Origin of the sequence: Aeromonas allosaccharophila, assembly GCF_016026615.1 — a bacterium.
GTDB classification, from domain to species: domain Bacteria; phylum Pseudomonadota; class Gammaproteobacteria; order Enterobacterales; family Aeromonadaceae; genus Aeromonas; species Aeromonas allosaccharophila.
Genome location: NZ_CP065745.1, coordinates 3,023,830 through 3,048,074, shown reverse-complemented (window position 1 = coordinate 3,048,074; position 24,245 = coordinate 3,023,830). Strand labels below are relative to the sequence as shown.

Sequence of the window (24,245 nt, the reverse complement as noted above, 5' to 3'; positions counted from 1 at the left end):
CGTGCGGGTCATTTTTTATCTGAAGAGGAGGTGGCTGCTCATGCCCGATAGCACAAACATGGTGACTCCCGCCCAGCGCAAGTGGCTGCCCCTGCTGGCGGCGGTCGGTTTCTTTATGCAGGCTCTGGATGGCACCATCCTCAACACCGCCCTGCCCAGCATGGCCGAGACGTTGGGGGAGAGCCCGCTGCAGATGCAGTCGGTGATCATTGCCTACATGCTGACGGTGGCGCTGCTGATCCCGGCCTCCGGCTGGCTGGCAGACAGATTTGGCACCCGCCGTATCTATCTGGTCGCCATCTCGCTCTTCACGCTCGGTTCGCTGGCTTGTGCCGCCTCCAATTCGCTTTCCATGCTGGTGGCCGCCCGGGTGCTGCAGGGGATTGGCGGTGCGCTACTGATGCCGGTGGGACGGTTGGCGGTGCTGCGGGTCTATGACAAGCACGAGCTGCTGCGGGTGATGTCGTTCGTTACCATCCCGGGGCTGCTCGGCCCGCTGATGGGGCCGGCGCTCGGTGGCTGGCTGGTGGAAGTGGCGAGCTGGCACTGGGTGTTTCTTATCAACCTGCCGGTGGGGCTGCTCGGCTTTATCGCCAGCTGGCACTTTATGCCGGAGCTGCGGCAACAGACCGCCCGGTTCGACTGGCAGGGATTTGTGATGTTCAGCGTCGGCATGGTGCTGGTGTCGGTCGGTTTGCAGGGGCTGGGGGAGCACAGCATCTCCACCGGTTGGGCGCTGTTTGCACTGATTTTCGGGCTGGCGGCGATGGCGAGCTACTGGCTCTATGCCGCCAATGCGGAGCAGCCGCTCTTTAGCCTGGCCCTGTTCAAGACAGCCACCTTTGCCATCGGCATCTGGGGCAACCTGTTTGCCCGCCTCGGCAGCGGCGCCATGCCCTTCCTCACCCCGCTGTTTCTGCAACTGGGGCTCGGTTTCTCGCCAAGCAAGGCGGGGATGACCATGATCCCCACCGTGATTGGCGCCATGCTGACCAAGACGCTGGTGAACAAGCTGATTCCGAAGGTGGGCTATCGCCGCATTCTGATCGGCAACACCCTGCTGCTGGGGGCGATGATCGCCAGCTTCTACTTTATCGACAACCAGCTCCCCTACGGGGTCTTGCTGGGCTGGCTGGCGATCTTCGGCGCCATCAACTCGCTGCAGTTCTCCGCCATGAACACTCTCACGCTGCAAGATCTCAGCCCGACCCTGGCCAGCAGTGGCAACGGTCTGCTCTCGGTGGTGATGCAGCTCTCCATGAGTTTGGGGGTGGCGATTGCCGCCAGCCTGCTCGGGCTCTTCTCGGCGGGCACGTCAGCGGGCACCTTAGCGGCCGAGGGTCAGTGGCTGGCCGGGTTCCACCTTACCTACCTCTGTGTCGGGCTGCTCTCCATGCTGGCAGCGCTGATCTTCGCCCAACTGGCGCGCGATGGGGCTACGCCGCCGGGGCGGGCAGATAGCTGACCTCGCAGGGGAGCTGTGCCAGCACCTCGGCCAGATGCTCGGTCGCCAGCAGAAAGGTCTGCTCCGGGAGTCCCGGAGTCCAGGTGAAGGCTGTGTGGTTGAGCAGTTGCGGGTCCACCAGTAGCGGAATATCGGCACGGGGCAGGAAGGGGCAGACCGCTCCCGGCAGGCAGCCGATCTCCGCCTGCATCTCCTCGGCGGTGCAGATGGAGGGCTTGGCACCGAGTGCGGCCTTGACCGCCTTGTTGTCGAGCCGGCCGTCCCTGTGGGTCAGCAGCAGGGCGAAGCGGCCATCCTTGAACTTGAGAAACAGGGTCTTGCTGAACTCCGCCTGCCAGCCGAGGCGGGCTTTGACCTTTTCGTCGGTGGCGTAGTCGAGGATGGGCTCATGTTCGAAGCGTTGGTGGGGCAGTTCGGCCAGCAGCTGGCAGTTGAAATGGTGAATGGTATCGAGTGGCATGGGGTTCTCCTGTCGTGGGCGCTATCCTGCCAGCCTCGCAGGGTCAGGCCCTCTTATCCGCTATAAACAAAAAGGGCGCCGTGAGGCGCCCTTGTCGATCAGTGATGCTGCAATTCGCACGCTTCCCAGTGAAAGGGAATGGGGCACAGCTGCTGGGAGGCCTTGTCATAGGCCTGCCACAGCTCGCCCATGGTGCGGCCATCGACGGGGTGGTGCAGGGTGGGGGCCAGCTCGGCCAGCGGCCACAGCACGAAGGCGTTGGTGAGCACTTCACCGCGCGGCAACACCAGCGGGGTCTCGCAGACCAGCTCGCCATAGAGCAGCAGATCGAGATCCAGGGTGCGCGGGGCGAACTTCTTGGCATCCGGCTCGCGGCCGTGGGCGAACTCCATGGCCCGCAGTCGCTGGCAGACGATGGCCAGCGGCAGGTCGGTCTCGGCAGCCGCTACCAGGTTGTAGAAGGGGCGGCCGTTGAAGCCGACCGCCTCGCTCTCGAATACCCGGGAGACCCGCAGCTCGCCAAACTCGGCGTGCAGGGCATCGAGTCCGGCGCGAATATGGCGATCCCGCTCGATGTTGGAGCCCAGGCTGATATAGATGGTGGTCATCAGTTGCTGCTCGCGGCTGGCGTGCGATGGCGCAGGATCTCGACGCCGACCCCGGCGGCATTGGGCACGGCGCCCGGCTTGGTGAGGGTGACCTTGACCCACTGTACCCGCTCGTCGGTGAGCACCAGCATGGCGACCTGCTCGGCCATGGTCTCGACCAGCTCGACCACCTTGCCGGTGACATGCTCGCAAATCTTGTTGGAGAGGTCGGCATAATCCAGTGCCAGATTGATGTCGTCGGTTGCTGCCGCGGGGCGGTTGTCGAACCCCATCTCGAGGTCAAAACGGAGCTTTTGGCGAATGCCCTTCTCCCACTCATATACACCTATGGTGGTCAAAACTTCGAGTCCGCGAATAAACACCTTGTCCATGACTGTACTTCTTCTTTACTCTTGATGGGCTGTGATGACAGCGCAGGGATGCTGGCCGGGCAACAGGCTTGCCGAGGCGCTCTGGGTGGGCATGGGCCCATGCCAGCGTATGTGGCCCGCATCATACCCCATTCATATCGTGGTAAAAACGACCAAGATGACGGCCCTGACGATTTTGATGATTATTCTGGCCTACCTGGGTGGTTCACTATCCAGTGCTGTGCTGGTCTCCCGCTGCACCGGTCTGCCCGACCCGCGGGATCATGGCTCCCACAATCCGGGGGCAACCAATGTGCTGCGCCTCGGTGGCCGGATGGCGGCGCTGGTGGTGCTGCTGCTCGATGTGCTCAAGGGGACTGTGCCCGTCTATCTCGCCTGGTATCTGCAGATCAAACCCGTCTACCTCGGCTTTATTGGGGTCGCCGCCTGCCTCGGCCATATGTACCCCATCTTCTTTCATTTTCGTGGTGGCAAAGGGGTCGCCACCGCCCTTGGCACCATGATGCCCATCGGCTTTACCATGGGGGGCGCCGTGATTGGCACCTGGCTGCTGGTGCTGCTGGTGAGCGGCTACTCCTCGCTGGCCTCCATCATTACCGTGTTGCTGACGCCGCTCTTTACCTACCTGCTCAAACCCGAATACACCCTGCCAGTCTCGCTGCTCTCCTGCCTTATCCTGATCCGCCATCACGAGAACATCTCCCGCCTGCTCAAGGGAGAGGAACCCAGAGTCTGGGGGCGAAAACGCGCGGCCTGTGCCGAGGAAGTGGCAGAAATGAGCGATGTTGCGCAAAAAAGAGACGAACGAGACAAAAAGTGAAATTTCCCGTTGACCATCCGGCTTAAAATCCGTTTAATAGCGCCCACGCCCAGATAGCTCAGTCGGTAGAGCAGGGGATTGAAAATCCCCGTGTCGGCGGTTCGATTCCGTCTCTGGGCACCAATTTTGGTGCCATGAAATAAAAAATTTGTTCATGCACAATGGTTTAAAGTGTGCCGGCTTAGCTCAGTAGGTAGAGCAACTGACTTGTAATCAGTAGGTCACCAGTTCGATTCCGGTAGCCGGCACCATTTGCCCAGATAGCTCAGTCGGTAGAGCAGGGGATTGAAAATCCCCGTGTCGGCGGTTCGATTCCGTCTCTGGGCACCAATTAAGGTTGATGAGATAGCGATATCTGGTCTCCGAAGTACAATTCCTCCTTAGTTCAGTCGGTAGAACGGCGGACTGTTAATCCGTATGTCACTGGTTCAAGTCCAGTAGGAGGAGCCAATTCAAAAAGCCCTTGTCGCAAGACAAGGGCTTTTTTCTATTGGGCCCAGCCCGTTTACAACCATAAAAACAACCACACACGCACAGATGAACCGCAGGATAGATATGGAAAATCATGTAGTTATAGAGTCAAAGGGGCGACTTGCCGCCATTCGGGACTGGCTGGAGCCGGTGCTGGTGCTGCTTATTCTCGGCAGCCTGTTCGGTTACCTCGGCAGCCAGATGGGCCTCTCTGCCATGGTCAACACCCTGTTCAATACCGCCCACCAGCTGCTGCTCAATACCGTGCTCTTTATCATGGGGATCACCGTGCTCTCCGGTGCGCTCAGTCAACTGCTGAGCGAGTTCGGGGTGATCCGGCTGCTGGAGGTGCTGCTGGCCCCGCTGATGAAGCCGGTGTTTCGCCTGCCCGGTCGCACCGCGCTGGCGGCGCTGATGACCTTCTTCTCCGACAACCCGGCGGTGATCAGCCTCGCCAAGGACAGCCGTTTTCGCAAAGGCTTCACCCCCTGGCAGCTGGTATCGCTGACCAACTTCGGCACCGCCTTTGGCATGGGGCTGATCGTGGTCACCTTTATGGCCACCCTGCAGCTGCCGAGCGGTGAATCCACCGCCAGCGCGGCGCTGATCGGTCTGCTCGGCGCTCTGGTGGGGTCGGTGGTCTCTACCCGACTGATGCAGCGGATGATCCGCCCCTTGGTGGGTGAAGTGCTGATCGATGAGCTGCCTGCGGGCAACGGCCCCAAGGTAGGGGTGACCAAAGAGGCCGCCCCCGGCTGGCTGCGGATCCTCAACTCCCTGCTCGATGGCGGCAAATCCGGTGTGGAGCTGGGGATGGCGGTGATCCCGGGTGTGCTGATCATCAGTACCTTCGTGATGCTGCTGACCTTTGGCCCGGGCGACAAGGGCTATACCGGCGAAGCGTTTCAGGGGGTAGCCCTGCTGCCAGTGCTGGCCGCCAAGGTGAGCTGGCTGTTTGACCTGCTGTTTGGCTTCCAGCAGCCGGAGTTGGTCGCTTTCCCGGCCACCTCGCTTGGTGCGGTTGGTGCCGCCATGTCACTGGTGCCGCCTTTTATTGCCAAAGGGTGGATCACCGGTAACGAGGTCGCGGTGTTTACCGCCATGGGGATGTGCTGGAGTGGCTTCCTGAGCACCCACACCGCCATGCTTGATGCCCTCGGCTATCGCCACCTCACCTCCCGCGCCATCGTCGCCCACACTATCGGTGGCCTGTGCGCCGGTGTGGCGGCTCACCAGCTTTATATGCTGCTGGGCTGAGTCGGGTTCAGGCACGGATATAAAAAGAGGATCTTCGGAGCCTCTTTGCATTTCTCCCTGCCGGTTCTGTTCACGGGCATACCAATCACCCTTGTGGCGTGATGCCCTGCACCTTCAACCAGAATCGCTCCTGACAGTGGTTGTGAAACAGCTTGCTGGCTGGAGTGATGGGGATGGGACTGGCGATGACCCGATAGCTGATCCAGCACTCGGCACAAAGTTGCTGCGATGGTGCTTCGTCCTGTTCGGTTTGCTGGCGGATGACGACTCCATTGGCAAACCAGCTGGTCGTTATCTGGTGCTGGATCACAGTGCCGCTCTCATCATGCTCGCTATAGTGTTCACTCTCTTGGCGTGTGAGGGTGACGGGGCTCGCCTGTCGATGAATGGCCCTGATATAGCTGATTAGTTGATTCATTGCCGATCTTGCCGTGATGGTTGGCCTGCACTGGATGAGCTGCACAGGATGAAGAGGGCTGGCGTAACGTGCTGCCTTGGTTGCGGCAATCGCCTCGGCTGCGCCGCAAGCAAATCTGACAAGGGGAGATCAATGGGGAGCCCGCAAAACAAGGCCGAGCTGCTACTCGTGATCGATACCAATTTCAGCAAGTTGTTCAAGGCGTTGCAGGCCGTCCCCGAGAGTCGGGTGCGGGAGCCGACCCTGGCAGGGCACAGCAAGGGAACCACCATGAGCGTTGTCAATCTGTTGGCCTACCTTATCGGCTGGAACGAACTGCTGATCAAGTGGATCGAGCGGGATGCGGCAGGTCTGCCAGTGGATTTTCCCGAAACCGGTTTTAAGTGGAACGAGTTGGGCGGGCTGGCCCAAAAGTTCTATCGGGATTACGAGGGGCTCTGCTATCCGGCGTTGTTGCAGCGGTTGGTAGCCGCCAGAGGACGCATCATCGAACTGGTGGAGGCGCGCAGCGACCAGCAGCTGTATGGCTGCCTCTGGTATGAGAAGTGGACGCTCGGGCGGATGATCCAGTTCAATAGCGCCTCCCCCTATCTCAATGCCAACGGGCGGCTGCGCAAGTGGCTCAAAGAGTTGGCGATCCGGGTGTAAAAGGAAGGGGTAGAGGCTCGGGTGGGCGGCAAAACACTTTGCCACCACATTGCCACTACCGTTCGTGGCGGCAGCTACTGGCCGCCTGACTGCCTTTTGTGCTCGGCTATCTCCTGCGTGCTGCTTGAACAAATAGATCAGCCATTCAAGGGATTAGCCGGTGCGGTGCGTTTTATCGCCGTGCTGGCCCCGCTTATGCACATCTCTTGGCAACACCATTCAGGGTCGTTGTCGCGGAGAGATATCATGATCAGCAACCTGCTCCCCCTTGCCTCTATCGCCCTCAAGCTGGGCAGTCAGCTGCTTGGCAGCAGTAGCAAACCTGAGCCTGTGCAGCCAACCGTGCAGGAGGAGCGCCTCGCCCCGACCGTCCAGAGTTTGTTCCAGCGACTCGGCATCAAGGATGCCAATAGCGAGCAGAACCGTGCTGCCATCAACCACTTTATGGGGGAGCTGATGCAGACCCTAGGACAGGAGAATGGTGGCCAATCCCTCCCTGCCGCCATCGATAGCGCCCGTGGCCAGTTGGCAAACGGCACCCAGAGCACCCGCCTCGATGCCTTGCAGATCGAGCTCGATACCCTCAAGGATTCCCTCGGTGCCAGCAATCTCAACCTCGACCAGCTGCTCGGCGCCTTTAAACAGACCCTGCCCAATGGCAAGGGGGAGGGGGTTGGCAAGCTGCTAAATGCCAGCGCTTGAGGGGAGTTGTAATTAGTGCTCCCGAGGTTATTATTCTGCAGATTTAAATGTTGACATGGAATAATCATAAAATAAGATGTTAGATCTGAAAGTAACTATGTTTTTAGTTCGTTTTTTAAATGAGTAATGTTTCCTCTAGAGGTCGATGTGTCTATGAGTGGGGTTATGATTTTTTTACAGTGCCTAATTCTGTTAGGTATAGGTTGCGTATTCTTATTTCGACGTTACTTATTTGCTTATTCATCTGAAAAAGGTAAAAACTTAGCGACACAAGAAGATATTGAGGAGATAACAAGGAAGGTTGAGGATGTAAAGGTAGTTTACTTGAAAGAAATTGAACGATTAAAGGTGGATTTATCTTTACTATCTAAAAAACAAGATGTTTTGTTGGATGAAAAAATTAGGGTTTTCAAAAGGCTTCAAAATCAACTTGTTGATTTTAAGAAGTATTGTGAAGCATCACTTGGTGAGCATGATGTGCGAGGGGATTTTCATCCTACATTAGATTCGCTATCACCAGAGATTTACACTTCCGCCTTGCTTCATCTAACAGCTTTGCATTATATAATGCAGGAGGATTTCATCTTCCTCTCAAAAAAATCAAAAGATATTTTGAATGATTTGCACAGTCGTTGCTCTACTCTATGTAACATAGAGCTTTACATGTCTGCTGGTAATAAAGATTCAGAATTATCAAGCAGCGCAATATCTGTGTATGGAAACTCAATTAAATTGATTGAGCAATGCCTACAGGAACTGTACGATGAGCTGCGATTTCCTAATGAATAATGGATGCGTTTTCAGTTGCCATAGTGAGTAGCTTTATAAGCCTATAGTTTTGGTATGAATATGTGCTGAGTGATTTATATGAGAATAAAAAACGGCAACCTCAGGTTGCCGTTTTTCTTTCTATTTCGGATGAGTATGACCGTGGATTAACCCACCCGTTTGGCCAGCCACTGCTCTGCGGCGGTAAGGGCCGCTTCTACCTGCTCGCGGGCGACGCCGCCTTTGGCGACCCGCTTGGCCAGGGTCGCTTCCAGCTCCAGATTGGGGTAGACGTCGAACTCGATCACCGGACTGAAGCGCTGGAACTCGCCGATGGAGAGCTCCTCCAGCGGGCGGCCCACGCTGATGGCAAAGACCACGGTTTCGCCGACGATATGGTGCGCTTCACGGAACGGAATCCCCTTGGCCACCAGATAGTCCGCCAGCTCGGTGGCATTGGCGTAGCCGCCCTGCGCAGCCGCCATGGTGCGCTCGCCATTGACCTTCAGATCGATCAGCACCAGCGCCGCCATATCGAGGCAGTCGTGCCAGGTGTCGAGGGCATCGAACAGTCCCTCCTTGTCTTCCTGCATGTCCTTGTTGTAGGCCAGCGGCAGCGCCTTGAGGCTCATCAGCATACCCATCTGGGCGCCGACTACCCGGCCGGTCTTGCCGCGGATTAGCTCCAGTGCATCCGGGTTTTTCTTCTGCGGCATCAGCGACGAGCCTGAGGTCACCGCATCGGAGAGCTCGACAAACCCAGCCTCGCCGGTGTTGTAGAAGATAAGGTCTTCGGCAAAGCGCGACAGGTGGGTCATGGAGAGGGACGCTACGTGCATCAGTTCCACTACGTGATCCCGATCGGAGACCGAATCCAGACTGTTGCGGGTGGCACCACTAAAGCCCATATCCAGCGCCAGCGCTTCGCGGTCGATGGCGTAGGCGGTGCCCGCCAGCGCACCGCAGCCGAGCGGGCTGGTATCGAGGCGCTTCAGCGCATCCTGCAGGCGAGAGTAGTCCCGCTCCAGCATCTCCACATAGGCCAGCGCCCAGTGGGCGTAGGTGACCGGTTGGGCCCGCTGCAGGTGGGTATAACCCGGCAGCACCGCGGCCTGATTGGCACGGGCGGAGGCCACCAGCCCCTGCTGCAGGGCAGTGATGGAGCCGAGCAGCAGCTCGCCCTGCGCCTTGCACCAGAGTTTCAGGTCGGTGGCGACCTGATCGTTGCGCGAACGGCCGGTGTGCAGCTTCTTGCCGAGATCGCCGACGGCGGCGATCAGCTGACTCTCGACCCAGGAGTGGATATCTTCGGCGTCCGAGCTCAGGATCTGCTGGGGATCCTGCTGCACCGAGGTGAGCAGCACCTCCATCGCCTGTTGCAACTTGCCCTGCTCATCGGCGGTCAATACGCCCACTTTCACCAGCGCGCGGGCCCAGGCCATAGAGCCCTGAATATCCTGCTCCGCCAAGCGGTAATCGAACCGCAGCGAATCATTGAACTGCTTGAACCGGCTATCGGCTCCCTGACTGAAGCGTCCACCCCAAAGTGCCATACTGCTCTCCTTGAATCCGTTGTCGGCGGCACCTTGGCCACCGAGAATAAATTAATGTTGTAGTGTGCTAACTGGTCATCTATCCAGAGCATCAAAACAGGGTGTTTGCAATTACCATGCAAAATATGACCGACATGATTAACGATACCATGCCAGGCAATAAAAAACTGTGGTTTACAACATATCCACCCAATCTGGTTGAGCCGGTCCGGTCAAATGCCACGCAGGCAATTTGAGCGCCTCCGGGGATAATAAAGACGGCACATGCAGTCGGTAATAATGCAATCAGGGTGTATGCTGGTAATCCCATGGCAACCCCCATTGGCATTAAGGCTATGATGGTTGCAGCCGGGCTATATATCAAAATGGATAGTGAGAACAAGATTAATCCAAACAGCATCGGATATTCATTTAGCATATTCGAGAAATTGCTGATGAACATATCGTTGTAATGACCAAATAAGGTGCCAGTCATCCACGATAAACCAAATATACCCACCACGCCGATTAGCCCGGATTTAAAGGTTGATCCCTCGTGAAGCGCCTCGGGTGAAATGCGGCACAGAATCATGATGAGGCTGGCTGTCGTCAGCATCAAAATCTGCAAGGTGGTGGCAATCGACATGGGTTGATGATCAAACACCGGCCGCAGCCCCTCAAACGAGCTCAGTATGACGGTGGACAAGATCCCGATGGCAAAAATGGCCAAGCCAAGCCTGGCTTGGGCCGGGTTGTCGACCTGTTTTGCAGACACCTTTTGCGGGTTGAACTCACCGCTTTGCTGGCGCCGGACAAACTCTTCATCATCAGTGAGTTCGGCCCCTCTTTTATAGACAAATAGACAACCAGCCAGACACCCGAGCAGGGTGCCCGGAAGTGTAATCGTTAAAATATCGAGCAGTGAAATGTGTAACGAGGCGGCTTTTGCCAGCATTCCTACGACCACGGCACTAATAGGACTGGCGACCAGCGCCATATTGGCTGCGATCACCGACATCGACATGGCTCTTTCTGGTCGTACTCTGGCATCTGTGGCAATTTCGGCGATGACTGGATAAACCGAGAAGGCGATATAGGAGGTGCCACACAGGACGGTAAAAATATAACAAATTAATGGCCCGAGAAAGGTGATGGCATTGGGTCTGGCCCGTAATATTCTTTCTGCCAAGCCAACCAGCAGATCTAACCCGCCTGCAGCTTGTAAAATTGCGGTGCAGGTAATAACTGCGATGATAATGAGAATGACGCTGACTGAGGGGGCATCTGGTGCCAGATTGAATATGAACGAGAGGATGAATAACCCCATCCCTCCTGCAGCCCCCAAACCTATACCGCCGAATTTTCCACCAATGGCGATACATACCAGCACGACCGCTAACTGTGCCCAAAATAATTCCATAGATGCGCTACTGTCCTTATCGGTTGAGGTGAAAAAATCAAGGCCTCTTGCCGTTGGGCGAGGCCTTGCTCACCTCTTGTGAGTATCGGGTCAGGGTTTAGCCCCTGACCCATGCGACGGGATCAATGATCGCGGATCAACCGTGGGTGTGATCGCCACCGATGGCCTGATGCTGCTCCTTCATGGCGCGGATCCGGCTGGCCAGGGTGTAGAGACGGATGAAGCCTTCGGCATGGCTCTGGTCATACACTTCGTCGGCACCAAAGGTGGCGAAGTCTTCGGAGTAGAGGCTGTTCGGCGATTTCTTCTGCACCGCAGTGACCTGACCCTTGTACATCTTCAGGATGACTTCACCATCCAGATCTTCGGCGATGGCGTTGGCAGAGGCGACGATCGCCTTGCACAGCGGGGTGAACCAGCGGCCGTCATAGACCAGGTGGGAGAACTCGGCACCCAGCTTCTCCCGCCAGGCGCGGGTCGGGCGATCCAGTACCAGCTCTTCCACGGCGCGCAGTGCGGCGACCATCACGGTACCGCCCGGGGTTTCGTAGCAGCCGCGGGACTTCATGCCCACCATCCGGTTCTCGGTGATGTCGATGCGGCCCACGCCGTGCTTGCCGGCACGCTCGTTCAGGGTCATCAGGATCTGGTGCGGGCTGAGCGGCTGGTCGTCAACGGCCACTACTTCGCCTTTGGCCACGGTCAGCTTGACGTACTCCGGCTGATCCGGGGCCTGCTCGGCCGATACGGTCCACTGCCAGACCGCTTCGGACGGCTCGTTCCAGGTGCTCTCCAGCTCGCCACCCTCGGTGGAGATGTGCCAGGCGTTGGCGTCGCGGCTGTAGATCTTCTTCAGGGTCGCCTTGCAGGGGATGCCGCGGGTCTCCAGATAGGAGAGCAGATCTTCCCGGGAGCGCATGTCCCAGATCCGCCACGGGGCGATCACTTTCAGCTGGGGCGCCAGTGCGGCGACCGCACCTTCGAAACGCACCTGATCGTTACCCTTGCCGGTGCAGCCGTGGGAGATGGCATCGGCCCCTTCCGCCAGTGCCGCTTCGACCATCGCCTTGGCGATGATCGGGCGGGCCATGGAGGTGCCCAGCAGATAGGTGCCCTCATAGACGGCGCCGGTCTTCAGGGTCGGGTAGACGTACTCTTTGACGAACTCTTCCCGCAGATCCTTGATGATGCACTTGGTGGCGCCGGAGGCGATGGCTTTTTGCTCGATCCCTTCCAGATCGTCACGCTCCTGACCGACGTCGGCGACGAAGGCGATGATTTCGGCGTCATAGTGCTCTTTGAGCCAGGGAATGATGGCCGAAGTATCCAGTCCACCCGAGTAAGCCAGTACGATCTTGTTGATTCCGCTCATGTTACTTCTCTCCGTGATGATTCGATGATGATTCAATAAAAGGGTCGTGATTCAGGTTGATTGCCGCGTTACTTGTTGCCCTGACTATTTATGCCCAAACAGGGTCAGCAACACGGCGTTCTGGATATGCATCCGGTTTTCGGCCTCGTCCATGATGAGGGAGGCGGGGCCATCCATCACCTGAGAAGTGATCTCCAGCTCCCGGTGGGCCGGTTGGCAGTGCAGCACGTGCTGGATGCCGGTCCGGTCGAGCAGGGCCTGGTTGATCTGGTAAGGCATAAAGAGCTCGGTGACTTGCTCCATCGGGGTGTTGTCGCCCATGGAGACCCAGGTATCTGTGTAGGCCACGTCGAACCCTTCGATATCTGCCACGTCATCACTGATGTGGATGGTCGCCCCCGACTTGGCCGCCAGTGCCTGCGCCTGCAGGAAGATCTGGGTATCCGGGCCGTGGCCTTTCGGGCAGATCAGGGTGACGTCGGTGCCCAGAGTTGCCCCCAGCAGCAGCAGAGAGTGGCTAACGTTGTTGCCATCACCGAGGTAGGCGAGTTTCACCTTCGACAAGTCGTCGTAGTACTCGGCAATGGTCATAAAGTCGGCCAGCCCCTGACAGGGGTGGTAGAGGTTGCACAGGCTGTTCACCACCGGCACTGTGCCGTGCTCAGCCAGCTCGACCAGAGTCTGGTGATCGAACACCCGGGCGACGATGGCATCACACCAGCGCGACAGGTTGGCGGCGAAATCCTTCACCGACTCCCGTTTGCCCAGCGCGCCGTTTTGCTGATCCAGATAGACGCTGTGGCCGCCCAGTTTGGCGATGCCGATGTCGAAGGTGACCCGGGTACGCAGGGAGGGTTTCTCGAACAGGGTGACCACGCTCTTGCCGGCCAGCGCCTGGCTGTACTTCTTCGGGTCGGCCTTCACTGCTTTGCCCAGCGCAATCAGCGCCTCGATCTGGGCTTTGTTCAGATCACTGTCTTTCAGAAGATGTTGCATCGGATGTTCCTTGTTCCGGTGGAGATTAAATGGCCACTTGGGTGCCGACCGCGCCGCCAGCCAGCAGCTTGAGCAGTTGATCCGGGTAACGCCAGCTGGCGACACAGACCGGCTTGCCGAGGGTCTCGGCGGCGTGCAGGGCCGCTTCTACCTTGACCGCCATGCCGTCCGTGATTACCCCTTTCTCCATCAAATCCAGTGCGGTCAGCTTGTCGAGCTGGGGTACCAGCTTGCCCTTGCCATCGAGGATGCCGCTCACGTCGGAGAGCATCACCAGATCGGCACCGAGGGCCTCGGCAATGGCGGTGGCCGCCTGATCCGCGTTGACGTTCATCAGCTGCCCCTCGGCGGTGATGCCGATGGAGCTCACCACCGGCAGGAAGCCCTGACCGAGGATCCCCGCCACCAGCGCCGGGTTGCCCGGTTTGCACTCGCCGACCGCGCCGAGGTCCGGGTCGAGCTGGGTCACCTGACAGAGGCCGCCATCTGCCAGACAGAGCCCCACCGCCGGAATGCCGGTGGCGATCGCCTTGGCCATCATCTGCTTGTTGGCAGTGCCCGCCAGCGCCCCGGCAATAAAGGGGATCTGTTCGAACGGGGTCACTCGCAGACCGTTCTTCTTGGTGGAGGTGAGACCCAGTCCCTTGAGCAGGTCATCCACCAGACAGCCACCGCCATGCACCAGCACCAGCGGACGGTGCTGATCGTCGAGAAAGGTTTTGAGGGTGGCGAACAGGGCGGTCAGCGCCTCGTCGTTTTCTATCAGGGCGCCGCCCAGCTTGATTACCAGAGTCTGCTTGTCCATCGTTGCAATCCTTCCTTGAGTCCTTAAATCAGGCCGGTGGCCGGTTCAAATCCGAATTTGATATTTATGCACTGAATCGCTTGCGAGGCGGCGCCCTTGAGCAGGTTGTCGATGGCCGAGACCACCACCAGCATGTTGCCCTGCTGTTGCCAGGCGATGTCGCAGTAAGGAGTGCCCGCGACGCCACGAATGGAGGGCATCTGGCCGGTGAGGCGCACCAGCGGCTTGCCTTCGTAAGCCTTGAGGAAGGCCTGATCCACCTGGGTGGGGGGCACGCCGTCCGCCAGCTGGACATAGATGGTGGCCAGAATGCCGCGCACATAGTTGCCGAGATGGGGCTGGAACAGCACCTCCTTGCCGAGGTGATGGCTGATCTCCGGCTGGTGTCTGTGATTGAAGGTGCCGTAAGGGTTGAGGCTCACTTCGCAGAAGCTGGTGTTGATGGCGGCTTTGCGACCGGCACCGGAGACCCCGGAGACGGCGTTGATGATCGGCTGCCAATCCTTGGCAATCAGGCCATCCTGCTGCAGCGGCTTGAGGGCGCAGAGGGAGGCGGTCGGGTAGCAACCGGGTACGGCGATCAGCTGGGCGTTGGCAATGGCATCGGCGTTCCACTCGGCCAGACCATAGGCGGCCTGATCCAGCCACTGCTCGCTGTCATGGGTGAAGCCGTAGAAGCTGTCGTAGAAGCCCTGATCCTTGACCCGGAAGGCGCCGGAGAGATCGAACACCGGCAGCCCCTTGGCGAGAAACTTGGGCGCCAGCTCGGCGCTCACCTCGTGGGCGGTGGCCAGCAGCACCAGATCGGCCTGGGTCAGGATCCGGGTCATGCCGTCGTCGTCCAGCGGCAGCAGCGGCTGATCGAGGGCGCCGACCCACTGGGGATGCAGGGAAGAGAAGCGCTTGTGGGCATCCTGACTGCCGGCGGAGACATAGAGGCCGAACAGTTTGAGTTGTGGATGGTTCTGTACCAGTGCGGCCAGTTCGGCTCCCGCGTAGCCACTGGCACCGACGATGACGGTGTTAAGCATGTTGAATATTCCAAGTCAGAGTTCGAGATTCACAGCATGACGCTGTAGTGCACAAGGGTGTTCGATCGCCCCTTTGCACAAGTGCGGAGGGGCAAGTCAGGCGGGTGTGTGTCGTCGGTTATAGATCAGGTGACAGAACATTAACTTTCCCTTACAACTAGAAGCCTTTGTTGATGAGCCAGATATTCAGGTAAAATTACAGAATATTCATGCACTCACTTTGCATTTGTATTTTCTAACAGAAACATTCCGGGGACGCAAGGAGGAGCTGATGGCCAATCTGGATTTTTTTTCACTTTATAAGAATATTATTGCGATTCCCTCTATCAGCAGCACGGATCCCAAGTGGGATCAGAGCAATGAGGCGGTGATCCGGCTGCTGGCCGACTGGTTCGGTCAGCTCGGTTTTCAGTGCGAGGTGACGGCGCTCCCCGATCTGCCGGGCAAGTTCAATCTGGTGGCGACGATCGGTCAGGGGGAGGGCGGTCTGCTGCTGGCGGGTCATACAGATACAGTGCCGTTCGATGAGGGGGGCTGGAGCAAGGATCCCTTCAAGGTGACCGAAGAGGGCAACCGTCTCTATGGCCTCGGTACCATCGATATGAAGGGCTTCTTCGCCTTTATTGTGGAGGCACTGAAAGAGATCGACCTAACCACACTGACCAAGCCGCTGCGCATTCTCGCTACCGCCGACGAAGAGACCACCATGGCGGGGGCCCGCGCCATCGCTGCGGCGGCCGAGCTGAAACCCGACTACGCCGTGATTGGCGAGCCGACCGGGCTGGTGCCTGTGGTGGCCCACAAGGGGCATATGTCGGAGGCGATCCGCATTACCGGCAAGAGCGGTCACAGCTCGGATCCCGCCAACGGCGTAAACGCCATGGAGATCATGCACAAGGCGATGGGCCAGGTGCTGCGCTTGCAGCAGGATCTGAAAGAGCGCTACGCCGACCACCGCTTTGCCGTGCCGCAGCCGACCCTGAACCTCGGTTACATTCAGGGTGGTGACAGCCCGAACCGCATCTGCGGCTGCTGCGAGCTGCATATCGACCTGCGGCCCACTCCGCAGGTGGGGCCGGACGAGCTGATGGGGATGCTCAAAGAGGCGCTGTCACCCATCGAAATCCACCAGCCGGGCTGCCTGCATCTGCAACATCTGCACGAGCCCATTCCCGCCTACGCCTGCGCGGACGACTCTGTGCTGGTGCGCGAAGCGGAGAAGGCGAGCGGCCGCGCCGCCGAGTCGGTCAACTACTGCACCGAGGCACCGTTTATCCAGCAGCTTGGTTGCGAGACCATAGTGATGGGCCCCGGCCATATCACCCAGGCGCACCAGCCGGATGAGTATCTCGACCTCTCCTTCGTCAAGCCGACCACCTCGGTGTTGCAGCACTTGATCAGACGTTTTTGCCTGTAGCGGCGGCGGTGAAAGGGGCGTAAAACTGTAAGTAAGTTACATAACAAGCCGGTTGTGGAGTGGTGACGGAAATACATGTTCTGAATCGGCCTGTTATTTGACCTTGCGCAGACAATCTGGGTAGATTGTCACCCTAAGATGACGGAGCATATGTTGTAATCGCACAACAATAAGTGAGGTCGTCTCGCACCCCGGATGGGTGTCAGGCACCAACAAGATAAGGATGTGGAATGAACGAAAAGTACGCCGCACTACGCGCCAACGTAGGCATGCTGGGTCAGCTGCTGGGTAAATCCATCAAGGATCATCAGGGTCAGGCCTTTCTCGACAAGATCGAAACCATTCGCCAATTGGCCAAGTCCTCCCGCAAGGGCAATGAATCAGACCGGGAACGTCTGCTCGATACCCTGCGCACCCTGAGTGATAGCGAGCTGCTGCCGGTGGCGCGCGCCTTCAGCCAGTTCCTCAATCTGGCCAACGTGGCGGAACAGTTCCACACCATCTCCCGTCGCTGCGAAGAGCAGGTCTGCACCCCGGATCCGCTGGAGCAGATGTTCGACAAGCTGAAAGCCTCCAACCTGTCGCAAGAGGCCATCATTCAGGCCGTGCGCGAGCTGGATATCGATCTGGTGCTGACCGCTCACCCCACCGAGGTGACCCGTCGCACCCTGATCCACAAGCATGTGCAGCTCAACGACTGCCTCGAGGCGCTGGAGCTCTCCGACCTGCTGCCCCGCGAGCGGGACAAGATCCTCAATCGCATCGAACAGCTGATCAATCAGGCGTGGCACACCAACGAGATCCGCGAACAGCGCCCGACTCCGGTTGACGAGGCCAAGTGGGGCTTCGCTGTGGTGGAGAACAGCCTGTGGCCAGCCATTCCCGAATTCATGCGCAATCTGGACGAGCGTCTGCAACACCATCTGGGTGTGCGGCTGCCGCTGGATGCCGCGCCGGTCAAGTTCACCTCCTGGATGGGCGGTGACCGCGACGGCAACCCCTTCGTCACCGCCAAGGTGACTGCCGAAGTGCTGGAGCTGGGCCGCTGGATGGCGGTGAGCCTGTTCTACAAAGACATCAAGGAGCTCACTTCCGAGCTCTCCATGTCCGACTGTACCGACGACGTGCGCGCCCGCGTTGGCGATCACCCCGAGCCCTACCGTGCGCTGGTGCGCGAACTGCGTGAAGCGCTGCGCGAAACCAAGGAGCACCTCACCGCCAAGGTGCAAGGGCAGGTGAGCGAGAGTCGCGACCTGATCACCACCACCGCCCAGCTGCGCGAGCCGCTGGAGCTCTGCTACCACTCATTGCACGCCTGCGGCATGGGCAACATCGCCGATGGCATGCTGCTGGACGTGCTGCGCAAGGTCGCCTGTTTCGGCATCCATCTGGTCAAGCTGGATATCCGTCAGGATGGCGAGCGTCATGGGCTGGTCTTCTCCGAGCTGACCCGCTATCTGGGCCTGGGTGACTACGCCGAGTGGAGCGAAGATGACAAGCAGGCCTTCCTGCTCACTGAATTAAGCTCCCGCCGCCCGCTCATTCCCCACGACTGGGAGCCGAGTGCCGAGGTGCGCGAGACGCTGGATACCTGTCAGGTTATCGCCCAGCACGACCCCGATGCGTTCGGTATCTACATCATCTCCATGGCCGGAGCACCGTCCGATGTGCTGTCGGTGCAACTGCTGCTCAAAGAGGCGGGCTGCAAGTTCCGCATGCCGGTCGCCCCGCTGTTCGAGACCCAGGATGACCTGATGGCAGGCACCGCCGTGATGGAGCGTTTGCTCTCGGTGGACTGGTATCGCGGCTACATTCAGGGCCGTCAGTACGTGATGATCGGCTACTCCGACTCCGCCAAGGATGCGGGCATGATGGCCGCTGGCTGGGCCCAGTACGCTGCCATGGAATCCTTGGTGGGTCTGGCCGAAGCCAACAATATCCGCCTCACCCTGTTCCATGGCCGTGGCGGTACCGTCGGCCGTGGTGGTGCGCCTGCCCATCAGGCGATCCTCTCCCAGCCGCCGGGATCCCTGCGCGGGGGTCTGCGTACCACCGAACAGGGGGAGATGATCCGCTTCAAGTTCGGCCTGCCGAAAGTGGCGATCAAGAGTCTGGCGCTCTACACCAGCGCCGTGCTGGAAGGGAACCTGCTGCCGCCGCCCAAGCCGAAAGAGTGCTGGCGCGAGGTGATGGAGCAGCTGGCCGCCGACTCCTGCGATCACTACCGCAGTATCGTGCGCGGTCATCCGGACTTCGTCCCTTACTTCCGTGCCGCCACCCCGGAGATGGAACTCGGCAAGCTGCCGCTCGGTTCCCGTCCCTCCAAGCGCAAACCCAACGGCGGCGTCGAGAGCCTGCGCGCCATTCCGTGGATCTTCGCCTGGACCCAGAACCGCCTGATGCTGCCGGCCTGGCTCGGTGCCCACAAGGCGCTGCAACAGGCCATCGACGGCGGCAAGCTGGCGGTGCTAGAAGAGATGAGCGCCCAGTGGCCCTTCTTCCGCACCCGCCTCGAGATGCTGGAGATGGTGTTCCTCAAGGCGGACGTCTGGCTCGCCGAGTACTACGACACCCGTCTGGTGCCGCAGGAGCTGTGGGGCCTTGGCAAACAGCTGCGTCAGGAGCTCGCCGAATCCATCGAGGTGGTGCTGAAACTGAGCCCGCGCGGGGATCTGCTGGAGGATCAGCCCTGGATCAAGGAGTCCATCAAGCTGCGCAACCCCTACACAGACCCGCTCAACGTGCTGCAGGCCGAGCTGCTCAACCGCTCCCGCAACCACCCGGAGACCCTGCACCCCGAGCTGGACAAGGCGCTGATGGTCACCATCGCCGGTATCGCCGCAGGCATGCGTAATACGGGTTGATAGCCAGCCCAAGCCAGCAGGCTTCAGCAATATCAATCAAGCCAAAGGGCGCCGACAAGGCGCCCTTTGTTGTTTCTACGATCTTGCTGGGTTTGCAGGTTGCCTCTAGCGGGTTGCCGCTTCCAGCGTGGCTATTTCGCCGCCGCTTATCAGCGCCAGATTGCGGCTGATCTGCTCTACCGGCCAGTCCCACCAGGCGATGGCGTTGAGACGGGCGATGGTGTCGTCGTCGAAGCGGTAGCGGATCACCTTGGCCGGGTTGCCACCGACCACGGCGTAGGCGGGCACGTCACCGGTGACCACGGATCGGGCGGCGATAATGGCGCCGTTGCCGACCTTTACCCCCGGCATGATCAGGGCGTCATAGCCAATCCAGACATCGTTGCCGATCACGGTATCCCCCTTGTAGGGGAGGCTGCCCGGTGCGGGGGTGGAACTTTCCCAACCGTTGCCGAAGATAAAGAAGGGGTAGGTGGAGAAGCCGGAGGTCTGGTGGTTAGCGCCGTTCATGATGAACTTCACCCCGCGGGCGATGGCGCAGAACTTGCCGATGATCAGCTTGTCGCCGACGAAGGGGAAGTGGTAGAGGACGTTGCGCTCGAAGCCCGCCGAATCCTCCGGGTCGTCGTAATAGGTGTAGTCACCCACCTCGATATTGGGCCCCTTGATGGTGTTCTTGATAAAGCACACTTGGGGGAAACCGTTCATGGGGTGGGGATTGGCGGGATCGGGTCCGTGCATCAGGGCTCCTTGGGTTGGCCGGGTTAGAGCGCCGGAAAGTAGCAGGCGCTCATGTCGATGGGGTGATCGGGGCAGCCCGGCAGATAGAATTGCCAACCCGCATCGGAGAAGGCGCACAGTTCGGTTTCGACAAATTTGATGGCGAGGCTCAGGGCCTGCAGGCTGTCGACACCGTAGATAAAAGTCTTGTCGCTGAGCCCCGCCAGCTTCACCTTGCAGCGCCAGTCACCGCTGGCGGACTTGGGATCCGGCTCGGGGGCCTTGATGGCGATCTTGAGGACGAGCTGTTCCCCTTCGGTGCTGATGGCGTCGAAGCGGGCGGTGACGATGGCGTTTTTCATCTGGCGATTCCTTTTCCGTGGTACAGCCCCTGCGGTTGCGGGTGGCTGGCTCCCTGATGGCTGATGAGCTGAAAACTGGACTCAGGACGGCCAGCGTAAATGAACTTGTGAGTTGAAACAATGGGATATCCGCGACCGGATGAGGGGGCTTTCGCTACTGTGAGCGAGCGCGGGGTCGGGAGGCGGAGCACGCTGGTAATCGGTGTTGGCCGAGATGTTGACGGGCGGCTAGATGTAAAGGATTGTTGGCTGTGGCGGTAAATTAACCATCCGGGTCGATGAGGGCCGTTGAGTCCTCTTGAGGCAGAATATCTCCCCCCTGTTTGACGCTGAAGTACAGGAGTCTCCGTGGCGCTTTCGGTAACCCAGCTTTATGAAGTGATGGCCCAACTGCCAGACCCTATCTTTATCCTCAGTGAGGATGGCTATTACGTGGAATATATCGGCGGCATGGAGCAGCAATCCTATCACGATGGCAATCCGCTGGCGGGCAAACAGCTGGCCGATGTGCTGCCCCCCGAGATGGCTATGTGGGTCAAGGCGCAGGTGGCCGAGTCGCTGGCAAGCGGTCAGGTGCGGGTGGTGGAGTATGAGCTCTCCGCCGCCGAGGTGGGGGGGATCAACGCCGCCGTCGGGCCGCAAGGGGTGCAGCGTTTCGAGGGCAAGATTGCGCCGTTGCCCTCCCTCTATGACGGCAAGCGGGCGGTGGCTTGGGTGACCCGCAATATCACCCGTCAGTTCGAGTTGCAGCAGCGACTGCTGCGCCAGAGTGAAACCGACCAGCTGACCGGCCTCTACAACCGCCGTTTTTTCTTCGAGCACTGTCAGTCGTTGCGGGCAGGGGATGCGCCCTGTGGCCTTATCATGCTCGACATCGATCACTTCAAGCAGATCAACGATCGTTACGGCCATCAGCAGGGAGATCGGGCGTTGCAGCGCTTCAGTGGCTGCATCGATGCCCTGTTGCGGGCGGACGATCTCTTTGTGCGCAGCGGTGGTGAGGAGTTTCTGATCCTGCTGCCACGGATCGATGAAGCCGGTTTGCTGCAGATGGCGGAGCAGATCCGCGCCGCCGTCGAAGCGCTGCCTGCCGATCCGGTCGCTATGACAGTCAGTCTGGGCACGACCCTGGTGCGGCCGGAGGAGGAGATCAATCAGGCGCTGGCCCGTGCCGATGAGTGGCTCTACCGGGCCAAGCGGGCAGGGCGCAACCGGGTGGCACACTGCCCGGCACGCTGAGCTGATTGGCCCTGTTATTGGCCAGAAATGACCTGTCCTTTTGCCATCAATAATTTGGCTGACATCACTGTCAATTAGTGGAAAAGTTCGCCGTATTATTTCACTCATATTCCACTGGCTAAGGTGTTAATATTATCGGCCTGATCGCTGGTCTTATTTGTATTGTTGGGCAACAGGATGAGGTTTTATCGGTATGTTATCAAACAGACTTGAATCGGGTTTTGGGTGACGGATGTGACACATCTCGCTCTCTTTTGAAACAATCCGATTCAAACAGTCATGAATTATTAACCTTGACCCGGATAGCGATTTCAACGATGGTAGCGTGGCAGCTCCGTCTTCCTCCGGTGGCCCTGTTGGCCGCTGGCGGCGTTGTTTTTTCATGTACAGGGCGATATGCAATGACATATCTCCAGCCTGTTATTTGGGCCAATAAAAATAATGATGACAGACTAATAAGGTATATATTGCAATGAGTGTTTCTATTGCTGAAAAGAGTCACCATGTTTCAAAGTTGAAATGGGAGAAAAGCGATTCGGTATGGACCATGGGCTTATATGCCACGGCTGTCGGTGCCGGTACGTTATTTCTCCCTATTACTGTTGGCAGTAATTCTCCGGTTATTTTGCTGTTTATTTTATTGCTGGCTTTTCCGCTCTCTTATTATTCCCACCGGGCATTGAGCCGCTTTGTGCTCTCCAGCTCCCATCGGGAAGGGGATATCACCCATGTGGTGGAGGAGCACTTCGGTGCCAAGGCGGGCAAGCTGCTGATGCTGGTCTATCTGATGGCCTTCTACCCCATCATTCTGGTCTACAGCATCTCCATCACTAATGCGATCCAGAGCTTCGTGGTCCACCAACTGGGCAACGCCGAGCTGCCGCGTGGCCTGCTGGTGCTGGGGGTGATGCTGGGTCTGCATCTAATCCTGCTGGCTGGCAAACAGATCGTGGTGTCGGCCATCAGCGTGCTGGCACTGCCGATGGTCGCCTTTCTGATTGGCCTCTCTATCTATCTGTTGCCCCAGTGGAGCCTCTCCTATTTCAGCGAGAGTCAGGCGGTGGACTGGCGTGATCCGGCATTCTGGAAATCCCTCTGGCTGATCGTGCCGGTGATGGTGTTCTCCTTCAGCCATGCGCCCATTATTTCCTCCTTCAGCGCGGCGCAGAAGAAGCGTTGTCAGGAGAGTGCCGACTTGCGCGCCAAGCGGATCATCAAGTGCAGCAGCATGTTGATTTGCGGCAGTGTGCTCTTTTTCGTGGTGAGCTGCGTGATGAGCCTGAGTCAGGCGGAGATGGCGCTGGCCCGCACCGACAATATCTCGGTGCTGTCGGCGCTGGCGAACAAGTTCTCCAACCCGCTGATCGCCTATGTGGGGCCGCTCATCGCCATTCTGGCCATGTCCAAATCCTTCCTCGGCACTTCCATGGGGGTGAGCGAGGGGACGGTGAGCATGGTGAGCGGTGCCTGTCAGGGGCTGGGGCTCTCCCTCAGAGAGTCGACCATCGCCCGGGTGTCGTCGGTGATCCTGTTTATGGTGACCGCCGTCATCACCTATCTGAATCCCAATGTGCTCGACATCATCGAGCGTGTCAGTGGCCCGCTGATCGCGGTGATCCTGTTTCTGCTGCCAGCCTGCTCCATTTATCGCTTGCCCGCACTCAAGCGTTATCGCGGGCCGAGTACCCTTTTTGTGTTGGTGATGGGGCTGCTTGCCATCTCGGCCCTTATCTACGATCTGCTTTGACCGGGCGGTATCCCGCACAAATCAAAAAGGGCGACCATATGGTCGCCCTTTTTCTGTGCATCGGGTTTAGCCGAGCAGGCCGCTGGCGCTCTGGCCCGCCATTAGCAAGCCGATGGCCAGCACGCTGAACCAGACCAGGGTCGCGCTCACCAGCAGATAGCCGCTGGCGACGAACAGGCCGTCCCGCTGCAACATGCCGGTGGCCAGCAGCAGGATGGCCCAGGCAGGCATGGCATTGGTGAAGGGGATGGCGCCCAGGGGCAGCATCAGCAGCAGTGCGGCCAGCATGATCAGCAGGCCATTGCAGCGGTTGACCGTGCTGCTGCCGGTCAGCAACAGCAGACGCGGGCGGATCACGCGATCGACCCGTGCCAGCAGATCCGCTCCCTTGTGCAGGGTGGGCTTGAGCTGATCGGCGGCGAAGCGGCGCTCCATCAGCATGGCGGGCAGCCAGGGCACCCGGTTGAGGGTGATGCCGATGCCGATAAAGAGGATCAGCAGGCCAAACGGGGTGCTGACGCCGGGAATGGAGACCGGCAGCAGAAAGGGGACGGTGAGCAGCACGCAAAACAGCAGCATGCCCTGCTCACCCACCAGCGCGAGCATCTGGCGCAGGCTGATATGGCTCTCGTCGATGGCATGCGCGGTGGCCCTCAGGGTATCCGCGAGGGTGGTTTTGGGGTCGTTGAGTTGCGCGGCAACCATTCCCTGATGTCCTTCTGAGTGGTGATAACGGGCCCCTATGGCCCGAT

The 24,245-nt window shown here is 59.0% G+C and carries 23 protein-coding genes and 4 tRNA genes; 14 read left to right on the top strand and 13 right to left on the bottom strand.

Annotated elements, in window-relative coordinates; translation table 11 throughout:
* Positions 1–40 precede the first annotated feature (40 nt).
* Positions 41–1,465, top strand: coding sequence for a multidrug transporter subunit MdtD (gene mdtD, locus I6G90_RS13845; protein ID WP_197927963.1), 1,425 nt, complete (start codon positions 41–43; stop codon positions 1,463–1,465).
* On the opposite strand, the gene I6G90_RS13840 is transcribed toward mdtD, so the two are convergent.
* The 3 genes from I6G90_RS13840 to folB all read right to left on the bottom strand — a co-directional run bounded on the left by I6G90_RS13840 (position 1,437) and on the right by folB (position 2,904).
* Complete coding sequence (locus I6G90_RS13840) at positions 1,437–1,925, bottom strand: YbaK/EbsC family protein (RefSeq protein ID WP_197927961.1); 489 nt, start codon at positions 1,923–1,925, stop codon at positions 1,437–1,439. The two genes, mdtD and I6G90_RS13840, sit on opposite strands and share 29 nt — an antisense overlap.
* A 98-nt stretch (positions 1,926–2,023) precedes the next feature.
* Positions 2,024–2,533, bottom strand: a complete 510-nt coding sequence (gene folK / locus I6G90_RS13835; RefSeq protein ID WP_197927960.1) for a 2-amino-4-hydroxy-6-hydroxymethyldihydropteridine diphosphokinase — start codon at positions 2,531–2,533, stop codon at positions 2,024–2,026.
* On the bottom strand, positions 2,533–2,904 hold the full coding sequence (gene folB, locus I6G90_RS13830; RefSeq protein WP_075112913.1) for a dihydroneopterin aldolase: 372 nt from the start codon (positions 2,902–2,904) through the stop codon (positions 2,533–2,535). Before folB ends, folK begins: the two co-directional genes overlap by 1 nt.
* Positions 2,905–3,061: 157 nt before the next feature.
* Between folB and plsY the strand changes: the two genes are divergently transcribed.
* From plsY to I6G90_RS13800, 6 genes are all read left to right on the top strand, one after another.
* A complete protein-coding gene (plsY, locus tag I6G90_RS13825; RefSeq protein ID WP_075112912.1) occupies positions 3,062–3,724 on the top strand; it encodes a glycerol-3-phosphate 1-O-acyltransferase PlsY in 663 nt (220 codons plus the stop codon).
* Positions 3,725–3,771: 47 nt separating this feature from the next.
* Positions 3,772–3,847: transfer RNA gene (locus tag I6G90_RS13820), tRNA-Phe, on the top strand.
* Positions 3,848–3,899: 52 nt separating this feature from the next.
* A tRNA-Thr gene (locus I6G90_RS13815) sits at positions 3,900–3,975 on the top strand.
* A gap of 3 nt (positions 3,976–3,978) precedes the next feature.
* Positions 3,979–4,054: transfer RNA gene (locus I6G90_RS13810), tRNA-Phe, on the top strand.
* Between the two features lie 44 nt (positions 4,055–4,098).
* Positions 4,099–4,174, top strand: a tRNA-Asn gene (locus I6G90_RS13805).
* Between the two features lie 105 nt (positions 4,175–4,279).
* On the top strand, positions 4,280–5,452 hold the full coding sequence (locus I6G90_RS13800; RefSeq protein ID WP_197927958.1) for a CD0519/CD1768 family membrane protein: 1,173 nt from the start codon (positions 4,280–4,282) through the stop codon (positions 5,450–5,452).
* 85 nt (positions 5,453–5,537) lie between these two features.
* Here the strand turns inward: I6G90_RS13800 and I6G90_RS13795 are convergent, their stop codons facing one another.
* Complete coding sequence (locus I6G90_RS13795; RefSeq protein ID WP_058053389.1) at positions 5,538–5,870, bottom strand: hypothetical protein; 333 nt, start codon at positions 5,868–5,870, stop codon at positions 5,538–5,540.
* 132 nt (positions 5,871–6,002) lie between these two features.
* Here I6G90_RS13795 and I6G90_RS13790 point away from each other — a divergent pair, with 132 nt between their 5' ends.
* The 3 genes from I6G90_RS13790 to I6G90_RS13780 all read left to right on the top strand — a co-directional run bounded on the left by I6G90_RS13790 (position 6,003) and on the right by I6G90_RS13780 (position 8,009).
* Entirely contained in the window at positions 6,003–6,518 is a 516-nt protein-coding gene (locus I6G90_RS13790; protein WP_197927957.1) for a ClbS/DfsB family four-helix bundle protein, read from the top strand.
* A 246-nt stretch (positions 6,519–6,764) separates the two neighbouring features.
* Complete coding sequence (locus I6G90_RS13785) at positions 6,765–7,220, top strand: hypothetical protein (RefSeq protein WP_197927956.1); 456 nt, start codon at positions 6,765–6,767, stop codon at positions 7,218–7,220.
* 153 nt (positions 7,221–7,373) lie between these two features.
* Complete coding sequence (locus tag I6G90_RS13780) at positions 7,374–8,009, top strand: hypothetical protein (protein WP_197927954.1); 636 nt, start codon at positions 7,374–7,376, stop codon at positions 8,007–8,009.
* A gap of 146 nt (positions 8,010–8,155) precedes the next feature.
* Here I6G90_RS13780 and argH read toward each other — a convergent pair whose 3' ends face one another.
* From argH to argC, 6 genes are all read right to left on the bottom strand, one after another.
* On the bottom strand, positions 8,156–9,541 hold the full coding sequence (gene argH / locus I6G90_RS13775; protein ID WP_197927953.1) for an argininosuccinate lyase: 1,386 nt from the start codon (positions 9,539–9,541) through the stop codon (positions 8,156–8,158).
* Positions 9,542–9,632: 91 nt separating this feature from the next.
* Entirely contained in the window at positions 9,633–10,940 is a 1,308-nt protein-coding gene (locus tag I6G90_RS13770) for an anaerobic C4-dicarboxylate transporter family protein (protein ID WP_197927951.1), read from the bottom strand.
* Positions 10,941–11,076: 136 nt separating this feature from the next.
* The gene (locus I6G90_RS13765) at positions 11,077–12,312 is read right to left on the bottom strand and encodes an argininosuccinate synthase (RefSeq protein WP_197927950.1); all 1,236 of its coding nucleotides are present in this window, start codon (positions 12,310–12,312) and stop codon (positions 11,077–11,079) included.
* 84 nt (positions 12,313–12,396) lie between these two features.
* Positions 12,397–13,308, bottom strand: a complete 912-nt coding sequence (locus I6G90_RS13760; protein ID WP_197927948.1) for an ornithine carbamoyltransferase — start codon at positions 13,306–13,308, stop codon at positions 12,397–12,399.
* Positions 13,309–13,333: 25 nt separating this feature from the next.
* Complete coding sequence (argB, locus tag I6G90_RS13755; RefSeq protein WP_040099221.1) at positions 13,334–14,113, bottom strand: acetylglutamate kinase; 780 nt, start codon at positions 14,111–14,113, stop codon at positions 13,334–13,336.
* 23 nt (positions 14,114–14,136) lie between these two features.
* Positions 14,137–15,144 carry an N-acetyl-gamma-glutamyl-phosphate reductase gene (gene argC / locus I6G90_RS13750; RefSeq protein WP_197927947.1) on the bottom strand — a complete coding sequence of 336 codons (1,008 nt, stop codon included), beginning with the start codon at positions 15,142–15,144 and terminating at the stop codon, positions 14,137–14,139.
* Between the two features lie 271 nt (positions 15,145–15,415).
* Between argC and argE the strand changes: the two genes are divergently transcribed.
* Positions 15,416–16,561, top strand: coding sequence for an acetylornithine deacetylase (gene argE, locus I6G90_RS13745; RefSeq protein WP_197927946.1), 1,146 nt, complete (start codon positions 15,416–15,418; stop codon positions 16,559–16,561).
* Positions 16,562–16,791: 230 nt separating this feature from the next.
* A complete protein-coding gene (ppc, locus tag I6G90_RS13740; protein WP_197927944.1) occupies positions 16,792–19,425 on the top strand; it encodes a phosphoenolpyruvate carboxylase in 2,634 nt (877 codons plus the stop codon).
* A 105-nt stretch (positions 19,426–19,530) separates the two neighbouring features.
* Here ppc and I6G90_RS13735 read toward each other — a convergent pair whose 3' ends face one another.
* The gene (locus I6G90_RS13735; RefSeq protein WP_197927943.1) at positions 19,531–20,166 is read right to left on the bottom strand and encodes a Vat family streptogramin A O-acetyltransferase; all 636 of its coding nucleotides are present in this window, start codon (positions 20,164–20,166) and stop codon (positions 19,531–19,533) included.
* 23 nt (positions 20,167–20,189) lie between these two features.
* Complete coding sequence (locus I6G90_RS13730) at positions 20,190–20,507, bottom strand: DUF6968 family protein (RefSeq protein WP_197927941.1); 318 nt, start codon at positions 20,505–20,507, stop codon at positions 20,190–20,192.
* Positions 20,508–20,855: 348 nt separating this feature from the next.
* On the opposite strand from I6G90_RS13730, the gene I6G90_RS13725 reads away from it, so the two are divergent.
* Together I6G90_RS13725 and I6G90_RS13720 are read left to right on the top strand one after the other, a co-directional pair.
* The gene (locus tag I6G90_RS13725; protein WP_111809249.1) at positions 20,856–21,746 is read left to right on the top strand and encodes a sensor domain-containing diguanylate cyclase; all 891 of its coding nucleotides are present in this window, start codon (positions 20,856–20,858) and stop codon (positions 21,744–21,746) included.
* Positions 21,747–22,218: 472 nt separating this feature from the next.
* Positions 22,219–23,493 carry an amino acid permease gene (locus tag I6G90_RS13720; protein ID WP_197927940.1) on the top strand — a complete coding sequence of 425 codons (1,275 nt, stop codon included), beginning with the start codon at positions 22,219–22,221 and terminating at the stop codon, positions 23,491–23,493.
* A 66-nt stretch (positions 23,494–23,559) separates the two neighbouring features.
* Here the strand turns inward: I6G90_RS13720 and I6G90_RS13715 are convergent, their stop codons facing one another.
* Positions 23,560–24,198 carry an exopolysaccharide biosynthesis protein gene (locus tag I6G90_RS13715; protein ID WP_042062170.1) on the bottom strand — a complete coding sequence of 213 codons (639 nt, stop codon included), beginning with the start codon at positions 24,196–24,198 and terminating at the stop codon, positions 23,560–23,562.
* Positions 24,199–24,245 lie beyond the last annotated feature (47 nt).